This window comes from Nocardia aurantia, assembly GCF_009604425.1.
In the GTDB taxonomy this organism is placed as follows: domain Bacteria; phylum Actinomycetota; class Actinomycetes; order Mycobacteriales; family Mycobacteriaceae; genus Nocardia; species Nocardia aurantia.
In genome coordinates, this window is the sequence record NZ_WEGI01000011.1 from 262802 (window position 1) to 277581 (window position 14780).

The 14780-nt window shown below is 70.1% G+C and carries 14 protein-coding genes; 12 read left to right on the forward strand and 2 right to left on the reverse strand.

Features of this window, described 5'->3' with window-relative positions; translation table 11 throughout:
• Positions 1-31 precede the first annotated feature (31 nt).
• The 10 genes from NRB56_RS25550 (at position 32) to NRB56_RS25600 (ending at position 11532) form a co-directional block, all read left to right on the forward strand.
• The gene (locus tag NRB56_RS25550; protein WP_153346459.1) at positions 32-1282 is read left to right on the forward strand and encodes an ABC transporter substrate-binding protein; all 1251 of its coding nucleotides are present in this window, start codon (positions 32-34) and stop codon (positions 1280-1282) included.
• Positions 1279-2298: a branched-chain amino acid ABC transporter permease gene (locus NRB56_RS25555; RefSeq protein WP_227838333.1), complete on the forward strand. Its 1020-nt coding sequence runs from the start codon at positions 1279-1281 to the stop codon at positions 2296-2298. The genes NRB56_RS25550 and NRB56_RS25555 overlap by 4 nt, the downstream gene beginning before the upstream one ends.
• On the forward strand, positions 2295-3359 hold the full coding sequence (locus NRB56_RS25560) for a branched-chain amino acid ABC transporter permease (protein ID WP_153346462.1): 1065 nt from the start codon (positions 2295-2297) through the stop codon (positions 3357-3359). The genes NRB56_RS25555 and NRB56_RS25560 overlap by 4 nt, the downstream gene beginning before the upstream one ends.
• Entirely contained in the window at positions 3356-4090 is a 735-nt protein-coding gene (locus NRB56_RS25565) for an ABC transporter ATP-binding protein (protein ID WP_153346464.1), read from the forward strand. Before NRB56_RS25560 ends, NRB56_RS25565 begins: the two co-directional genes overlap by 4 nt.
• Entirely contained in the window at positions 4077-4778 is a 702-nt protein-coding gene (locus NRB56_RS25570) for an ABC transporter ATP-binding protein (protein WP_153346466.1), read from the forward strand. The genes NRB56_RS25565 and NRB56_RS25570 overlap by 14 nt, the downstream gene beginning before the upstream one ends.
• A complete protein-coding gene (locus NRB56_RS25575) occupies positions 4775-6424 on the forward strand; it encodes an MmgE/PrpD family protein (RefSeq protein WP_319943511.1) in 1650 nt (549 codons plus the stop codon). Before NRB56_RS25570 ends, NRB56_RS25575 begins: the two co-directional genes overlap by 4 nt.
• Positions 6424-7056 carry an aspartate/glutamate racemase family protein gene (locus NRB56_RS25580; RefSeq protein ID WP_153346468.1) on the forward strand — a complete coding sequence of 211 codons (633 nt, stop codon included), beginning with the start codon at positions 6424-6426 and terminating at the stop codon, positions 7054-7056. Before NRB56_RS25575 ends, NRB56_RS25580 begins: the two co-directional genes overlap by 1 nt.
• A gap of 36 nt (positions 7057-7092) precedes the next feature.
• Positions 7093-8457 carry an FAD-dependent oxidoreductase gene (locus tag NRB56_RS25585; RefSeq protein ID WP_153346470.1) on the forward strand — a complete coding sequence of 455 codons (1365 nt, stop codon included), beginning with the start codon at positions 7093-7095 and terminating at the stop codon, positions 8455-8457.
• Between the two features lie 25 nt (positions 8458-8482).
• On the forward strand, positions 8483-9952 hold the full coding sequence (locus NRB56_RS25590; protein WP_153346472.1) for a dihydroorotase: 1470 nt from the start codon (positions 8483-8485) through the stop codon (positions 9950-9952).
• 140 nt (positions 9953-10092) lie between these two features.
• Positions 10093-11532 (forward strand): dihydrolipoyl dehydrogenase family protein, encoded by a 1440-nt coding sequence (locus NRB56_RS25600; RefSeq protein WP_319943512.1) that lies wholly within the window; start codon positions 10093-10095, stop codon positions 11530-11532.
• Positions 11533-11550: 18 nt separating this feature from the next.
• On the opposite strand, the gene NRB56_RS25605 is transcribed toward NRB56_RS25600, so the two are convergent.
• Together NRB56_RS25605 and NRB56_RS25610 are read right to left on the reverse strand one after the other, a co-directional pair.
• Positions 11551-12372, reverse strand: coding sequence for an IclR family transcriptional regulator (locus NRB56_RS25605; protein WP_319943513.1), 822 nt, complete (start codon positions 12370-12372; stop codon positions 11551-11553).
• 127 nt (positions 12373-12499) lie between these two features.
• Positions 12500-13696 carry an arylsulfotransferase family protein gene (locus NRB56_RS25610; protein WP_319943514.1) on the reverse strand — a complete coding sequence of 399 codons (1197 nt, stop codon included), beginning with the start codon at positions 13694-13696 and terminating at the stop codon, positions 12500-12502.
• 111 nt (positions 13697-13807) lie between these two features.
• On the opposite strand from NRB56_RS25610, the gene NRB56_RS25615 reads away from it, so the two are divergent.
• Positions 13808-14221: a low affinity iron permease family protein gene (locus NRB56_RS25615; protein ID WP_227838334.1), complete on the forward strand. Its 414-nt coding sequence runs from the start codon at positions 13808-13810 to the stop codon at positions 14219-14221.
• A 28-nt stretch (positions 14222-14249) separates the two neighbouring features.
• Positions 14250-14663, forward strand: a complete 414-nt coding sequence (locus tag NRB56_RS25620) for a YjbQ family protein (RefSeq protein ID WP_153346474.1) — start codon at positions 14250-14252, stop codon at positions 14661-14663.
• Positions 14664-14780: the final 117 nt, after the last annotated feature.

The window sequence follows — 14780 nt, forward strand, 5'->3', positions numbered from 1 at the left end:
CAGAACGTTTCTCTAATCGGAACGAGGTGACATGTCCGCGCGAAAGCTCATCGTCGCGCTCGGCGCGTGCGCATTGCTCGCGATCGTGGCCGGGTGCGGGGGGTCGGCCCCGATGGGGGCCGCCGGCGCGGCCGGCCAGCGCGACAAGGGCCCGGTCAAGATCGGGGCGCTGCATCCGGTCAGCGGGTCCAACGCGGTCGACGGCCTGCAGATGCGCCGGGGTGCGCAGCTGGCGGTCGACGCGATCAACGCGGCCGGGGGGATCAAATCCCTCGGCGGCCGCAAGGTCGAGCTGGTCACCGGCGACACCCAGGGCAAGGCCGACATCGGCCAGAGCGAGGCGCAGCGGCTGATCTCGGCCGGCGCGGTCGGCCTGGTCGGCACCTACCAGAGCGCGGTGAGCACGAACGTCTCCGTGGTCGCCGAGCGCAACCGGGTGCCGTTCGTGATGGACGTGACCGCCAGCGACACCATCTTCGCCCACGGCTACCGGTACGTGTTCCGCGTGCAGCCGGGCAGCAAGGTGATCGCGACGGCCGCGGCCCAGTACCTGAAGCAGGTGTCCGAGCAGTCCGGTAAGCCGGTGCACAAGGTCGCCTTCCTGCACGAGCAGAGCGATTTCGGCAGCGGCGCGGCCGACGCGTTCAATGCCGCCGCACAGCAGCTCGGCATCGCGCTGGGTCCGAACATCAGCTACGACGCGGCCAGCGTCAGCGACCTCACCGCACAGATCACGCAGGTCAAGGCCTCGGGCGCGGATGTGCTGGCGATCGCCGGCTACTACCGCGACAGCCTGCTGGCGGCGAAGGCGATCGCCTCGGTGAAGCCGGACCTGTCCGCGGTGTGGGGCGTCACCAACGGCGCCTACGATCAGCCGAAGTTCGTCTCCGACGCGGGAGCGCTCGGCGACCTGTACTTCAACACGAATTACCATTACGACGCGACCAACCCGCCGACCACCGCCCTGCGCGAGCAGTACCAGCGCACCTTCGGTGATCCGATGCGGACCGGCGCGGTGCTGTCCTACGACGCGGTCCAGGTGATCGCGCAGGCGGTCGAGAAGGCCGGCAGCACCGACACCGAGAAGGTGCGCGACGCGATCGCCGCGAATCAGGTCGCACCCCTGACCGTGGGCAAAGGTCCGATCGCATTCGCCGGCAACGGCGACAACAGCAACGCCGCACCGGTCCTGATGCAGGTCCAGGCCGGGCAGGTGAAGCAGGTGTATCCCCCCGAGAAGGCCGAATCCCGGCCCGAATACCAGGTGACATGGCGGCCATGAGCGATATCCAGACAGCACAGGCGGTGGTCGATCCCGACACCGCGCCCCCGGCCCGCCGTTTCGCGGTGGACCGTTCCTTCCTAGGCCGCGCCGGCGTGGTCGTAGTGGTCCTCGTCCTCGCGATCGTGGTGGCGCTGTTGCGCTCGCACAGCGGACTGGTGGTCTGGCAGTCGGTGGTCACCGGCATCCTGACCGGCGGTCTGTACGGACTGATCGCGATGGGCCTCACGCTGATCTTCGGCGTGCTCGACATCGTGAACTTCGCGCACGGCGCTCTGCTGGCCGTCGCCATGTTCATCTCGTTCGGGCTGGTGGACAGCACCGGGATGCATCCGTATCTCACCCTGCTGATCGCGACCCCCGCGTTGTTCCTGGTCGGCGCGATCGTCTATCGTGGCTTGCTGTCCGGTAGCGGTGCCCGCTCTCTGGAGAATCAGCTGCTGATCACGTTGGGTCTGTCGCTGTTGCTGGAGAACGGTCTGCTGATGTTCTTCGGCGCCGAGCCCAAGAGCATCAAGCTGCCCGGCGAGTTCCAGTTCTCGTTGTTCGGCGCGGTCGTCGCCGGATCGCGGCTGTACGCCTTCCTCGGCGCGATCGCCCTGGGCGGGGTGCTGTTCTGGTTGCTGCGCCGGACCCGGCTGGGCACGGCGATCCGCGCGGTCGCCGCGAACGGCACCGGTGCGCAGCTGGTGGGCATCAACGTCCGGCGCATCCACATGGTGACCTTCGCGATCGGCACCGCGTGCGCCGGTGCCGCGGCCGCACTGGCCGGACCGCTGGTCACGGTGTCGCCCACCCTCGGCGAGCAGTTCAACATCACCGCGTTCGTGGTGGTGGTGCTCGGCGGGATGGGCAACGTGGTCGGCGCCCTGATCGGTGGCCTGCTGATCGGCCTGGTCGAGCAGCTCACCACCATCTACCTCGGCGGCCAGAGCTCGCTGCTGGGTGTGTTCGTGGTGTTCGTGCTGGTGCTCTTCCTCCGCCCGCAGGGACTGTTCGGAAGGAAGACCTCATGAGTACGGCCACGACGACGCCGAGTGCGATCACCATCGCCGGTCCGGCGCACGCCTCGGTCAAGGCGCCGCCGCTGCGGCCCGCCAACCGGCAGTTCGCGATCCTCGCCGTGCTGGTGCTGCTCGCCATCCCGCTGCCCGCGATCCTGCCCTCGGCCCAAGGCGCGGTCGCGGTGCGGATCCTGATCTTCGCGCTGATGGCCGTCGGCTGGAACATCATGAGCGGCTTCGGCGGCATGTTCAGCTTCGGCCACGCGGCCTACTTCGGGGTGGGCGCCTACACCAGCGCGTATCTGCTGGTGAAGCACAACGTCTCGCCGTGGATCGGGATGCTGGCCGGCATGGCGGTGGCCGCCGCGGTGGCCGTGATAATCGGCTACTTCTCGTTCCGCTACAAGTTGCAGGGCGCGTACTTCGCGCTGGCCACGTTCGCCTTCGCCGAGATGCTGCGGCTGATCGTGACCAGCAGCAAGTTCGCCAACAAGTCGGTCGGCTTCAGCGTCCCGCTGATCCAGGGTTCCTCGCTGTGGAAACTCCAGTTCCCGGCCGATTCGCACGCCTACTTCTGGGTGGCGCTGGCGCTGGCCGGGGCCGCGGTCGCGGTCAGCATCGCCTTCCTGCACTCGCGGGCCGGCCGCTACGTCACCGCGATCCGCGACGACGAACTGGCCGCCGCGGCGCTGGGCACCCCGGTGCTGCGCTACAAGCTGATGACCGTGGGGCTGTCCGCCGCGATCACCGCGGTCGCGGGCGCCTTCTACACGCAGTACTACCTGTTCGTGAACCCGGATCTCGGGTTCGGGTCGGCCGTGTCGATCCAGGCGATCGTGCCGGTCGTGATCGGCGGCATCGGCACCATCTGGGGACCGATCCTCGGCGCGATCATCATCGGTTCGCTGACCGACGTGACGGCCACGCTGCTGCGCACCCCGCCGGATTTCCTGGACTTCCTGAAGGGCCGCAGCGGGCTGGACGTGGCGCTGTACGCGGTGCTGCTGATCCTGATCGTCCGGCTGCTGCCGAAGGGAATTGTCGGAACGATCGCGGCGAGGTGGCGGCGATGAGCATCGTGCAGGTCGACGGGGTCGGCAAGGCGTTCCGGGGCCTGCGGGCACTGTCCGACGTGGACTTCCACGTCGCCGAGGGCGAGATCCTCGGCATCATCGGCCCCAACGGCGCCGGTAAGACCACGCTGTTCAACGTGGTCGCCGGGGCGATCCGCCCGGACACCGGCCGGGTCTCGTTCGCCGGTCGCGACGTCACCGGCGCCGCGCCGGAGAAGATCGCGCGGGCGGGCATGGTCCGCACCTTCCAGCTGATGCGGCCGTTCGGCAGCATGACCGTGCTGGAGAACGTGAGCCTCGCCGCGCAGCATCACCGGCTCGGCGCCCGCAAGCTGCGCGAACACGCCCTGGACGTGGTGGATCGGGTGGGCCTCGGCCCGTGGGCCTACCGCGTCTCCACCGAACTGCCCACGGCCGGGCTCAAACGCCTGGAACTGGCCCGCGCGCTGGCGTCCCGGCCCAAGGTGCTGCTGCTGGACGAGGTGCTCGCGGGCCTGGTCCCCGCCGAACGCGAACCGGTCCTCGACCTGCTCGCCTCGCTGCGCGAACAGGAAGGTGTGACCCTGCTGTTCATCGAGCACATCATGGCCGCGGTCATGCGCCTCGCGGACCGGGTGCTGGTTCTCGACCAGGGCCGGGTGCTCGCGGTCGGCTCGCCCGAAGAGGTCACCAGCGATCCCCGGGTCATCGACGCCTATCTCGGTGAGGAGCCGACCCATGCTGACGCTTGAGCGCCTGTCCGCCGGCTACGGCCGGATGCAGATCCTGCACGAGATCGACCTGCGCGTCGGCGCGGGCGAGATCGTGGCCCTGGTCGGCGCGAACGGCGCGGGCAAGACCACCACGCTGCGCAGCATCTGCGGCCAGATCGCGCCGCTGTCCGGCACGATCACCTTCGACGGGGCGGTGACCGCCGGCCGCCGCCCCGACGAACTGGTCCGCGCGGGCCTGGTCCACGTCCCCGAGGATCGCGCGCTGTTCGGCACGCTGACCGTCGAGGAGAACCTGCGGATGGGCGCCTGGACCCGCACCGCCGAACAGGCCGAACGGTCCCTCGCCGAGGTGTATTCGCTGTTCGAGATCCTCTCGGAACGCCGCACCACCGTCGCGGAGACCTTCTCCGGCGGCCAGCAGCAGATGCTCGCGATCGGCCGCGCGCTGATGGCGGGCCCGAAACTGCTGATGCTCGACGAACCGTCCACCGGCCTGTCCCCGAAGCTGACCTGGTTGATGCTCGAGGCCGTGCAACGCATCCGGGACACCGGGGTGTCGGTGCTGCTGGTCGAGCAGAACGCGAAACAGGCGCTGGCCATTGCCGATCGGGCCTATGTGCTGGAGAGCGGGTCCATCGTGTTGCAGGGCACCGGCAGTGAACTGGCCGACGATCCCCGAGTGCGAAAGGCGTATCTGGGCCTGTGAATTCCGAATCCGCGCACGATGCCAGGGTCGCCGGGACAACGACCGGCGAATCCGCCGGTGCGGCAGCCGCTTTCGGCGCAGCTGCCGGGGCGCTCGCCGTCTCCCGCGCCGGGCTGGTCCGATCGGGTCCGGAACCGGTCACCGATGCGTCCGCGGTGGGCGCCGCCGCAGCTTCACGCGACGAATCCGCCGGTATGGCAGCGCCTGCGGTCGGCAGTGCCCGGTCGGGCGGTGCTTCGCAGTCCGAATCGGGTTCGGGGCCGGCGGTTTCGAAGGCCGCGGGTGCCGCGACGCCCGGTACCGCCACCGCGACCGCGGCGCTGGGTGCCTGGGTCTCCGGGCTGGATGCCGGGGCCGTTCCCGCCGAGGTGATCGACCGGCTCTCGCTGGTACTGCTCGATGTGCTCGGCGTGACGGCGGTCGGTGCTTCGTTGCCGGAACATGGTGCGCTGCGGAAGGTTTGGCGTGCTCCGGCCGGTTCGGCGCCGCTGGTCGGAGCCGGTCGGACGGTCGCCACCGATGCCGCCGCCTGGCTCAATGCCATGGCCCTGGTCTCGCTGGAGTTGGACGAGGGCAACAAGTTCGCCAAGGGGCATCCGGCCGCGCACGGGTTCCCGGCCGTGCTGGCGCTGGCTGCAGAACTGGACAGCACCGGCGCCGACACGGCTGCCGCGCTGCTCGCCGCCTATGAGGTGGCGTCCCGATTCGGGCGGGCCACCAGCGCGCGGGCGGGTGTGCACCCGCACGGGAACTGGGGTGTCGCCGGGTCTGCGGCCGGATGTGCTCGGCTGCTGGGACTTTCGGCCGAGGCCACGGCCGCGGCGATCGATACCGGTGCGGGGATGGCGATCGCGGGCCATTTCGATTCGGCGACCGACGGTAATCCGGTGCGCAACGCGTGGATGGGGGCTTCGGCGATGTCCGGGCTGGCGGCCGCGCGGATGGCGGCGGCGGGCATGGCCCGCAACACCGGCACGGCCGCGCTGTCGCTGGGAACGCTGCTGGGACAGTTCGATTCGGCGCAGCTCACCGACGAACTCGGGGTGCGCTGGGACATCACCCGGGGTTATTTCAAGCGGCACGCGTCGTGCTCGTTCACCCATCCGGCGGCCGACGCGCTGCTGGATCTGCGTGGCGAGCCCGGATTCCGGACCGACGGCATCACCGGGATCCTGGTGGAGAGCCATGCGCTCGGGGCCGGTCTGACCGGGACCGAGTGGTCGAACCGGTTGTCGGCCATGTTCTCCACGCCGTTCGTGGTCGCCACCGCGGCGCTGACCGGCACGGTCGGCCCGGACAGTGCGCTCGACGATCCGGCCGTGCGGGAGCTGGCCCGCCGGGTGCGGCTGGTGGCGGCCGACGATCTCACGGCCAGGCTGCCCGCCGAGCGCGCGGTGCGGGCCACGGTCCGGTTCGCCGACGGCAGCACGCTGGTCCGGGAGGTGCCGAACCCGATCGGCGACGCCGATCATCACCCACTGAGCGAACAGGACGTGATCGCCCTGCTGAAGGGTTGGCTGCCCGGGCAGCCCGAATTCGTGGACCGCGCGGTCGCGCTGAGTCACGACCTGCCCGGCCTGCCCCGCGTCGGCGACGCACTGCGCGGGCTGGGCGGTACGGAAGAGGAAGAGAAGGAGACGAACTGATGCGTGCCTTCGCGGTGACGCCCATCCACCTGCCGCCGGAGGAGATCCGGCGCCGGCAGGACCGCTACGACCGGCTCGCGCCACCCGGCCTGCGGATCGAACTCCGCGACGTCGGGGAGGCAGCGCCGACGTCGCTGGACACGGGCGAATCCGTGCGGGCCTCCGAGCGCGAGGTGGCGGCCGTACTGGCCACGGCCGGAACGGATTTCGACCTCGCCTTCCCGGACTGCGTCCTGGATCCGGCGGTCCCCGACACCGTCTCCGAGACCGACGTTCCGGTGCACGGTCTGCTCAAACTGTCCGCGACCCATTTGGCGGGCAAGGGAATCCGCTTCGGCGCGGTCGTCCGCAACGAGGCCATCGCCGCCGAATTCGACAAGCGCATCGCCGATTACGGCCTGAGCGCCCATTACGCCGGTAGCCGTGTCCTGGACCTCCCGTTCAGCGCGATCGCCGACACCGACGTCTGGAACCGGGCGCTCGGCGAGGCCGTCCGCGACCTCGCCGAACAAGGTGCGACCGCCGTCATCAACGGCTGCTCGGCCGTCGACGTCGAACCCGCCGACCTGCCCGCTCGCATCGTCGACCCGACCGAGCTGGCGCTGCGCCTCCTCGCCGTCGAGGAGGCGTGATGCCGAGTAGTTGTGCCGCAACGGAGGCGAGCATCGATGAGTGACGGGCCAGATCTGATCGTCGCCGGGGCCGGTGGCGGTCTCGCCGGTGCGCTGCGCGCTGCCGAGCTGGGGTTGAGCGTCCTGGTCGTCGAGGCGAGCGAGCATTTCCGGCGCGGCAACAACACCTCCATGTCGACCGCGATGTTCCCCGGCGCGGGTTCGCGCTGGCAGCGGGAGGCGGGGATCGAGGATTCGCCGGAGACCTTCGTCGCCGACATCATGGCCAAGACCAAGAATCAGGCCGAGCCGCGGTTGTCGCGCACGCTCGCCGGGGTGAGCGCGGAACTGGTGGAGTGGCTGCACGATTCGGTCGGGCTGCCGCTGTCGCTGGTGACCGACTTCAACTATCCGGGTCACGCGGTGCCACGCTGCCATTCGATCGAGGGCCGGCACGGGTCGGGCGTCATCGATCATCTCGCCCGCCGGGTCGCCGAGCACGAGAACATCGAGATGCTCGTGCCCGCAACGCTGGTCGACGTGCTCACCGATGCCGAGGGGGTGCGCGCGGCGGTGGTCCGGTATCCGGACGGTACCGAGGAGGAGATCCCGACCCGCGCGGTCCTGTTGGCCACCAACGGTTTCGGCGCGGATCGCGATCTGGTGCGGCGGTATCTGCCGGAGATCGCGGAGGCGCTCTACCAGGGTAGCGACCGGTCGCTCGGCGATGCGCTGCGGATCGGCGAGAAGCTGGGCGCCGCAACGGGTTTCCTGGATGCGTACCAGGGGCACGGCGCGGTGTCGGCGAGCGCGGGCACCCTGCTCGGCTGGGCGACGATCATCCACGGCGCGGTGCTGGTCGATACGACCGGTCACCGCTTCGGCAACGAGACGCGCGGCTACTCCGAGTATGCCGCGGAACTGGCGGCCCGTCCGGGCGCGACCGGCTGGATCGTGCTGGACGAGACCATCTTCGAGCAGTGCCAGGCGTTCCAGGACTTCCGGAACGTGGTCGCCTCCGGGGCCGTGGTGTGGGCCGACGACGCGACCGAACTGGCGGCGGCGACCGGGTTGCCCGCCGACGCGCTGGTCGCGGAACTCGCTGCCGCGCAGGCGATCGCGCGCGGCGAGCAGCCGGACCCGTACGGCCGCACCAACTGGGAGCGGCCGCTCGACGGTCGATACGCCGCGGTGCGGGTGGTGCCCGCGCTGTTCCACACCCAGGGTGGGCTGCTCGTGGACGAGCACGCCACCGTGGTCGACGCCGAGGACCGGCCGATTCCCGGCCTGTACGCCGCGGGTGGCGCCGCGGCGAGCATCTCCGGTCACGGCGCCGCCGGATATTTGCCCGGTAACGGGCTCCTACCGGCCTTCGGGCTGGCTTACCTGGCCGCGGGCGACGTCGCTCGCCGGACGGCCTGAATTTCACGCGAAGGATTCGACTGACATGGCTACAACCGAACTGCTCATCAAGAATGTCCGGGTCGTGCGGCCCGAGGACCCCGACACCGCGCAGCCGGCGCTGCTCGACATCGCGGTGAACGACGGCAAGATCGTCCGGGTGGCCGCGGACCTGCCCGCCGACGACGCGGCCCGGGTGGTCGACGGCCGCGGCCTGCTGGCCTTCCCGGGTGTGGTGGACGCGCACCAGCACTGGGGCATCTACAACGAGCTGTCCGAGGACACCCGCACCGAGAGCCGGGCCAGCGCGCAGGGCGGCGTCACCACCTCGCTGACCTACATGCGCACCGGCCAGTACTACCTGAACAAGGGCGGCAGCTACCGGGACTTCTTCCCCGAGGTGCTGAGCCTGTCCGAGGGCAACGCCTACGTCGACTACGCCTACCACCTGGCCCCGATGAGCGCGCAGCACATCGAGGAGATCCCGTTCCTGGTCGAGGAATTCGGCGTCACGTCGTTCAAGATCTTCATGTTCTACGGCAGCCACGGCCTGCACGGCCGGTCGACCAGCCAGAGCGATTTCCTGATGATCCCGCCGGACGAGCGCTACGACATCGCGCACTTCGAGTTCGTCATGCGCGGCGTGCAGAAGGCCCGCGAGATCCTCACCGAGTACGCGCCGCACATCTCGCTGTCGCTGCACTGCGAGACCGCGGAGATCATGACCGCCTACACCAAGCTGGTCGAACAGGACGGCTCGCTCACCGGTCTGCGCGCCTACAGCGCCTCGCGCCCGCCGCATTCGGAGGGCCTGGCGGTCACCATCGCCTCGTACCTCGCGCACGAGACCCAGCTGCCGAACATCAACCTGTTGCACCTGTCCTCCGAGAAGGCGCTGTCGGCCGCGCTCACCATGCAGAAGGCGTTCCCGCACATCGACTTCCGCCGTGAGGTCACCATCGGCCACCTCCTCGCCGATGTGGACACCGCCGTCGGCATCGGCGGCAAGGTGAACCCGCCGCTGCGCGAGCGCGAGGACGTCGAGGCCCTGTGGCGGCACATGCTGGCCGGCGATATCGACTGGGTCGTCAGCGATCACGCCTGCTGCCGGGACGAGCTGAAGTTCGGCGCCGACCGCGGCGACGTCTTCCTCGCCAAGTCCGGTTTCGGCGGCGCCGAGTACCTGCTGCCCGGCCTGGTCGGCGAGGGCACCAAGCGCGGCCTGTCGCTGCAGCGGATCGCGAAGCTGTTGTCCGCCAACCCGGCTCAGCGCTACGGCCTGCGGAACAAGGGCACCATCGCCGAGGGCTACGACGCCGACATCGCGCTGGTCGACCCGAACGTGCAGTGGACCGTCCGCGCCGCCGACTCGGAATCCACCCAGGAGTACACCCCGTTCGAGGGCTTCGACATGACCGCGAAGGTCACCGACACCTTCGTCCGCGGCCACCAGGTGTTCGCCGACGGCAAGGTGGTCGGCAACCCGATCGGGCAGTTCGTGCGTCGCGGGCGCTGATCCTCGGGACGGGTGTGGCGGCCGCCGTGCCGGGTAGCCTGCAAGGGCTGCATCGACGATCCGGACGGCAACGGCTGGTTCCTGCAGGAGATCACCCAGCGGGCACCCGGCCGCTGATCCGACAACCGGAAGGTGAAACCGTGTCCGACAACGAAATTCGCAGCTACGACGTCGTGGTGATCGGGGCGGGTCCGGTCGGCGAGAACGTCGCCGACCGGACCCGTGCCGCCGGGCTCTCCACCGTGATCGTCGAATCCGAACTGGTCGGCGGCGAATGTTCGTACTGGGCTTGCGAACCCAGCAAGGCGCTGCTGCGGCCCGCGTTGCTGTATCGCGAGGCGACCGGATTCCCGGGCGTCGGCAGTGTGGTGACCGGGCCGCTCGACGCGGCGGCGGTGCTGCGGCATCGCGACCGCATGGTCTCCGACTGGAAGGACGACAGTCAGGTCGAATGGCTCGAATCGGTGAAGGTCGATCTCGTGCGGGGGCACGGACGGCTCGACGGGCCCCGGCGGGTCAGCGTCCGCACCCCGGAGGGTGACACCGTACTGCTGGCGGCGCGGCACGCGGTGGTCGTGTGCACCGGCACGAGCGCGGCCCTGCCGCCGCTGCCGGGCCTGGACGCGGTGCGGCCGTGGACGAGTCGCGAGGCCACGAGCGCGCACGCGGTGCCGGGCCGGCTGGCGATCCTCGGGGCCGGGGTGGTGGCCACCGAGATGGCCACCGCCTGGCAGGCCCTGGGCGCGCAGGTCACGCTCGTCGCCCGCGCGTCGCGGCTGCTGGGCCGGGTCGAGGACTTCGCCGCGGATCTGGTGGCCGAACGGCTGCTGGCGGCGGGAGTGCAACTGCATTTCAACACCACGATCACCGCCGCCGAGCGCGGCGCCGACGACGCCGTCCACCTCACCCTCGCCGACGGCAGCCGGCTCGTCGCCGACGAACTGCTGCTCGCGACGGGTCGCGCGCCCCGCACGGCGGACCTCGGCCTGGAGTCCGTCGGCCTGACCCCGGGCGGATGGCTGCCCACCGACGACTCCTACACGGTGACCGACGTCGACGGCGACTGGCTGTACGCGGTCGGCGACGTGAATCACCGTGCGCTGCTGACTCATCAGGGCAAGTACCAGGCGCGGATCGCCGGCGCGGTGATCGCCGCTCGCGCGCAGGGGGAGTCGCTGGACACCGGCCGCTGGGGCCGGCACACCGGGACCGCCGACGCCGAGGCGGTGCCGCAGGTCGTGTTCACCGATCCGGAGATCGCGGCGGTCGGTCTCACCACGGCCGACGCCGCCGAGGCCGGGCGCGCGGTGGACGTGGTCGACTACGACATCGGCGCCGTGGCGGGCGCCGCGCAGTACGAACCCGAGTATCGGGGCCGCGCCCGGGTCCTGATCGATCCGGAACGCCGGGTGATCCTCGGCGCCACCTTCGCCGGGCCGGGCGTCGCGGAACTGGTGCACTCGGCGACGATCGCGATCACCGGTGAGGTGCCCGTCGACCGGCTCTGGCACGCGGTGCCGTCGTTCCCGACGATCAGCGAGGTCTGGTTGCGGCTGCTGGAGGCCTACCGCGACCGGTAGGCCGCAGCCGGGAAACCGTCAGTCCCGGCCGGGCCGGTCCCGCAGCCAGCTCCAGTTGGTCCGGATCTCCTCGGCGGCGGCGCGGATCAGCGCGCGGTAGTGCTCGATCACCTCCGGCGTGAACCGGTACTGCGGGCCGCAGATGCTGATCGACCCCTGCACCTCGCCGCCCGGTCCGAACAGCGGCGCCGCGACCGACCCCGCGCCCGCCTGCCGCTCGCCGAGCGAGACGGCCACCCCCTCGCGGATGGCCTCCGCGAGCGCCGCGCGCAGCGTCGCCTCGTCGGTGATGGTGTTGTCGGTCAGCGAATCCAGCGGCCGGTGCAGCAGCGTCTCCCGTCGCTCCTCGGGCAGGAACGCGAGGATCACCTTGCCCGAGGAGCCCGCGTGCAGCGGGAAGCGGCGGCCGAGTTCGACGGTCATCTTGATCTCGCGCGGGCTCTCGAACTGGTCGAGGTAGACGCGTTCGTCACCGACCAGGCCGGACAGCGTGGTCGTCTCGCTGGTCTCGTCGCGCAAGCGCCGCAGCACCGGCGTGGCGACCGTCCGCGCGTCGAAGCGCCGCAGCGCACTGGCGCCCAGCGCGGCCGCGGCCGCGCCCAGCCGATATCCGGAGATCCCGTCGTCGGTGGCGAGCACGTCCCGCGAGACCAGCGATTGCAGGATGCGGTACACCACCGCCTTCGACAGGCCCAGCTCGCGGCTGATCGCGCTCACCCCGAGGTAGCGGGGGCCCCCGGTGAACAGCAGCAGGACATCCGCCACCCGGGCCGCGGCCTCGGTTCCGGCGTTGTCGGCCGCCGGTGCGGGCCTGCGCCCGGCGGTACTCTTGATTGTCACAGTCGACAGTCCTCGGATTCGCGTTTCGCTGAACGAAACGTTTGTAGTCCAGTTAGCACATACTGTACCGCCCACCGGGTGAATCGTTCCGGTGGGCGGCACAATATGTTCCGAGGAACCGGCCCGGTCAGGGCCAGGCGTCGAGATAGGCCCGATAGGTGCCCGAGGGCAGGCGCGCGTCGTACAGCATCTGCCCGGACGCGGAGAACTCGGAGATGTGCGAGGCCGTCCCCCAGCCGACGAGGGTGCTGCCATCGGGCAGCCCCTGCGCGTTGCCCATCGCGTAGGCGGTGAGCTGCTGGGGATGCGGCTGGTCGCGCACCAGCGCCGCCCGCCGGGCGGCGAAGTCGAGATGGATCCACTCGACGCTCGACGGCCCGAGCGAGCTGGTCGGCTCCGCGGAGTTGTTGGCGAACAGCCGCAGCGTGGTGTCGTCGGCGAATTCCGCGTCGTGCTGATACGCGAACCCGATGCCGGGCCCGAGCTCGAACGTCGAATGCGCCCCGCCGAGCTGCCACCGGATGTCGCCGGTGTGCACGTCCACGTCGTACACCGTGGAGGTGTCGCGCATCGAGATCACCAGATTCCCCTGCGGATCCAGGGCGATCGAGTTCATGTGATAGGGATCCGTCGCCGAGCCCGGGGTCTGCGGCTTCGGCACCCGGGTGTCCGTGAGCGGCACGTGATCCAGCGCGCTCCAGCGGAACAACACGTTCCCGGACGCCACGTCGACGATCGAGGCGACGGTGTCCAGCACCGTCCCGTCGGCCGGGCCGCCGATCGCGGTGAGATCGGCGGGCACCTCGCGGTACGAGGTGATCAGCGCGCGCCCGTCGGGCGTCAGCCGGAACTCGTGCACATCCGAGGTGTAGCCCTCGCCCGGGGTGAGCGTGGCGATGATGTCGTAGTGCTCGTCGGCGATGTAGTCGGCGCCGCTGCCGTGCCCGATCCCGGTGGTGCCCTGCCACCAGGTGAGCACCTTGTGGCCCTGATAGGTCTGGGTACGGAAGTTGCTGACGTCCTGCCCCGCCGGGGGTTCGTAGCGCCACACCACGTGCCCGTCCTTGTCGGCGATGACATTCGCCGGTTTCGCTCCGGGCAGCACCGAAGCGGCCTCCGCCAGGGCTTTCGGCAGTACCGCGGCGGCACTGAGCCCCTCGGAGTAGAACACCTTCGTGCCCGGATTCCCGTCCGGCACATTCACATCGACGGTGTAGGCCGCGACGCCGGCGGTCAGCGTGGGCGGCGGCCCGGCCAGGGCGGTGGCCGGCAGCACCGCGCACACACCCGCGACCACCGACAACGGACGCAATAACTTTCGCACGGCGAGAAGATAACCAGCTTTCGTGAGAATCCTCTGGCAACCACCCGGTCCGGTTTCCTGGACCCGGCGCGGGGTATCCACCGCACGTCCCGCCGAGTCTCAGGAGTCGCGATGTCCGGCAACGATGCTCATCCCCAACATCCGATCATGCCGTCGGAGGCGGGCACCCCGTCGATCTTCGATCGCTTCGCGACCGCCGTCGGCGACCACGTCTCGCAGGCCTGGTTCTTCTGCCTGTGCGTGCTCATCGTGGTGGTGTGGGCGCCCACGTTGACCCTCACCGATCTCGACACCTGGCAGCTGATCATCAACACCCTCACCACGATCATCACGTTCCTGCTGGTGGCGCTGTTGCAGAACACCCAGAAACGCTCCGACGCCGCGATGCAGCAGAAACTCAACGCCATCGCCGACGGATTGGCCGATCTGATGGGTGCCCTGCACAGCGACGAGCGTCCGCTGGCCCGCGATCGCCGCGAACTGCTCGCCGCCGTCGGCCTCGAGAATCACGAGAGTTCCGACTGAGCGGGGTGCGCGGGGGACGATGGTGCCCATGCAGAGCACGCTGATCGACGTGAAGACCGGTTCCCGCGAGACCGTCCACGACCTCACCCCGCACTGTTCGGCCTTCCTGCGGGAGGCGGCGGCCGGCCGGGACGGCCTGTTGCATGTCTTCGTGCCGCACGCCACGGCGGGCATCGCCCTGATCGAGCTCGGTGCGGGCAGTGACGGCGACCTCCTCGCCGCGCTCGGTGACCTGCTGCCCGCCGACGATCGCTGGCGGCACGCGCACGGTTCCCCCGGCCACGGCCGCTCCCATGTGATGCCCGCGCTGATCGCGCCCTACGCGACGGTCCCGGTGCTGGCGGGCGAGATGGCGCTGGGCACCTGGCAGTCGGTGGCGATGGTCGATGTCAATGTCGACAACCCGGTCCGGCAGGTGCGGTTGTCGTTCCTGCCGGGGTGATCAGGTGGTCCGTGCCTGACGGGAGGGTCTCGCCGGTGTACCGTCCGCAGTCACGGGATGGTCATGTTTCGTGGCCGGTTCAGTGGGTAGCCGCCCGTGTCGGATGTGTTTCGAGGC

Excerpts from the sequence above, each read along its gene's own strand:
- NRB56_RS25565 (WP_153346464.1), top strand. The coding sequence starts at position 3,356 with ATGAGCATCGTGCAGGTCGACGGGGTCGGCAAGGCGTTCCGGGGCCTG.
- NRB56_RS25615 (WP_227838334.1), top strand. The coding sequence starts at position 13,808 with ATGTCCGGCAACGATGCTCATCCCCAACATCCGATCATGCCGTCGGAG.
- NRB56_RS25570 (WP_153346466.1), top strand. The coding sequence starts at position 4,077 with ATGCTGACGCTTGAGCGCCTGTCCGCCGGCTACGGCCGGATGCAGATC.
- NRB56_RS25550 (WP_153346459.1), top strand. The coding sequence starts at position 32 with ATGTCCGCGCGAAAGCTCATCGTCGCGCTCGGCGCGTGCGCATTGCTC.
- NRB56_RS25585 (WP_153346470.1), top strand. The coding sequence starts at position 7,093 with ATGAGTGACGGGCCAGATCTGATCGTCGCCGGGGCCGGTGGCGGTCTC.
- NRB56_RS25620 (WP_153346474.1), top strand. The coding sequence starts at position 14,250 with ATGCAGAGCACGCTGATCGACGTGAAGACCGGTTCCCGCGAGACCGTC.
- NRB56_RS25580 (WP_153346468.1), top strand. The coding sequence starts at position 6,424 with ATGCGTGCCTTCGCGGTGACGCCCATCCACCTGCCGCCGGAGGAGATC.
- NRB56_RS25560 (WP_153346462.1), top strand. The coding sequence starts at position 2,295 with ATGAGTACGGCCACGACGACGCCGAGTGCGATCACCATCGCCGGTCCG.
- NRB56_RS25590 (WP_153346472.1), top strand. The coding sequence starts at position 8,483 with ATGGCTACAACCGAACTGCTCATCAAGAATGTCCGGGTCGTGCGGCCC.
- NRB56_RS25555 (WP_227838333.1), top strand. The coding sequence starts at position 1,279 with ATGAGCGATATCCAGACAGCACAGGCGGTGGTCGATCCCGACACCGCG.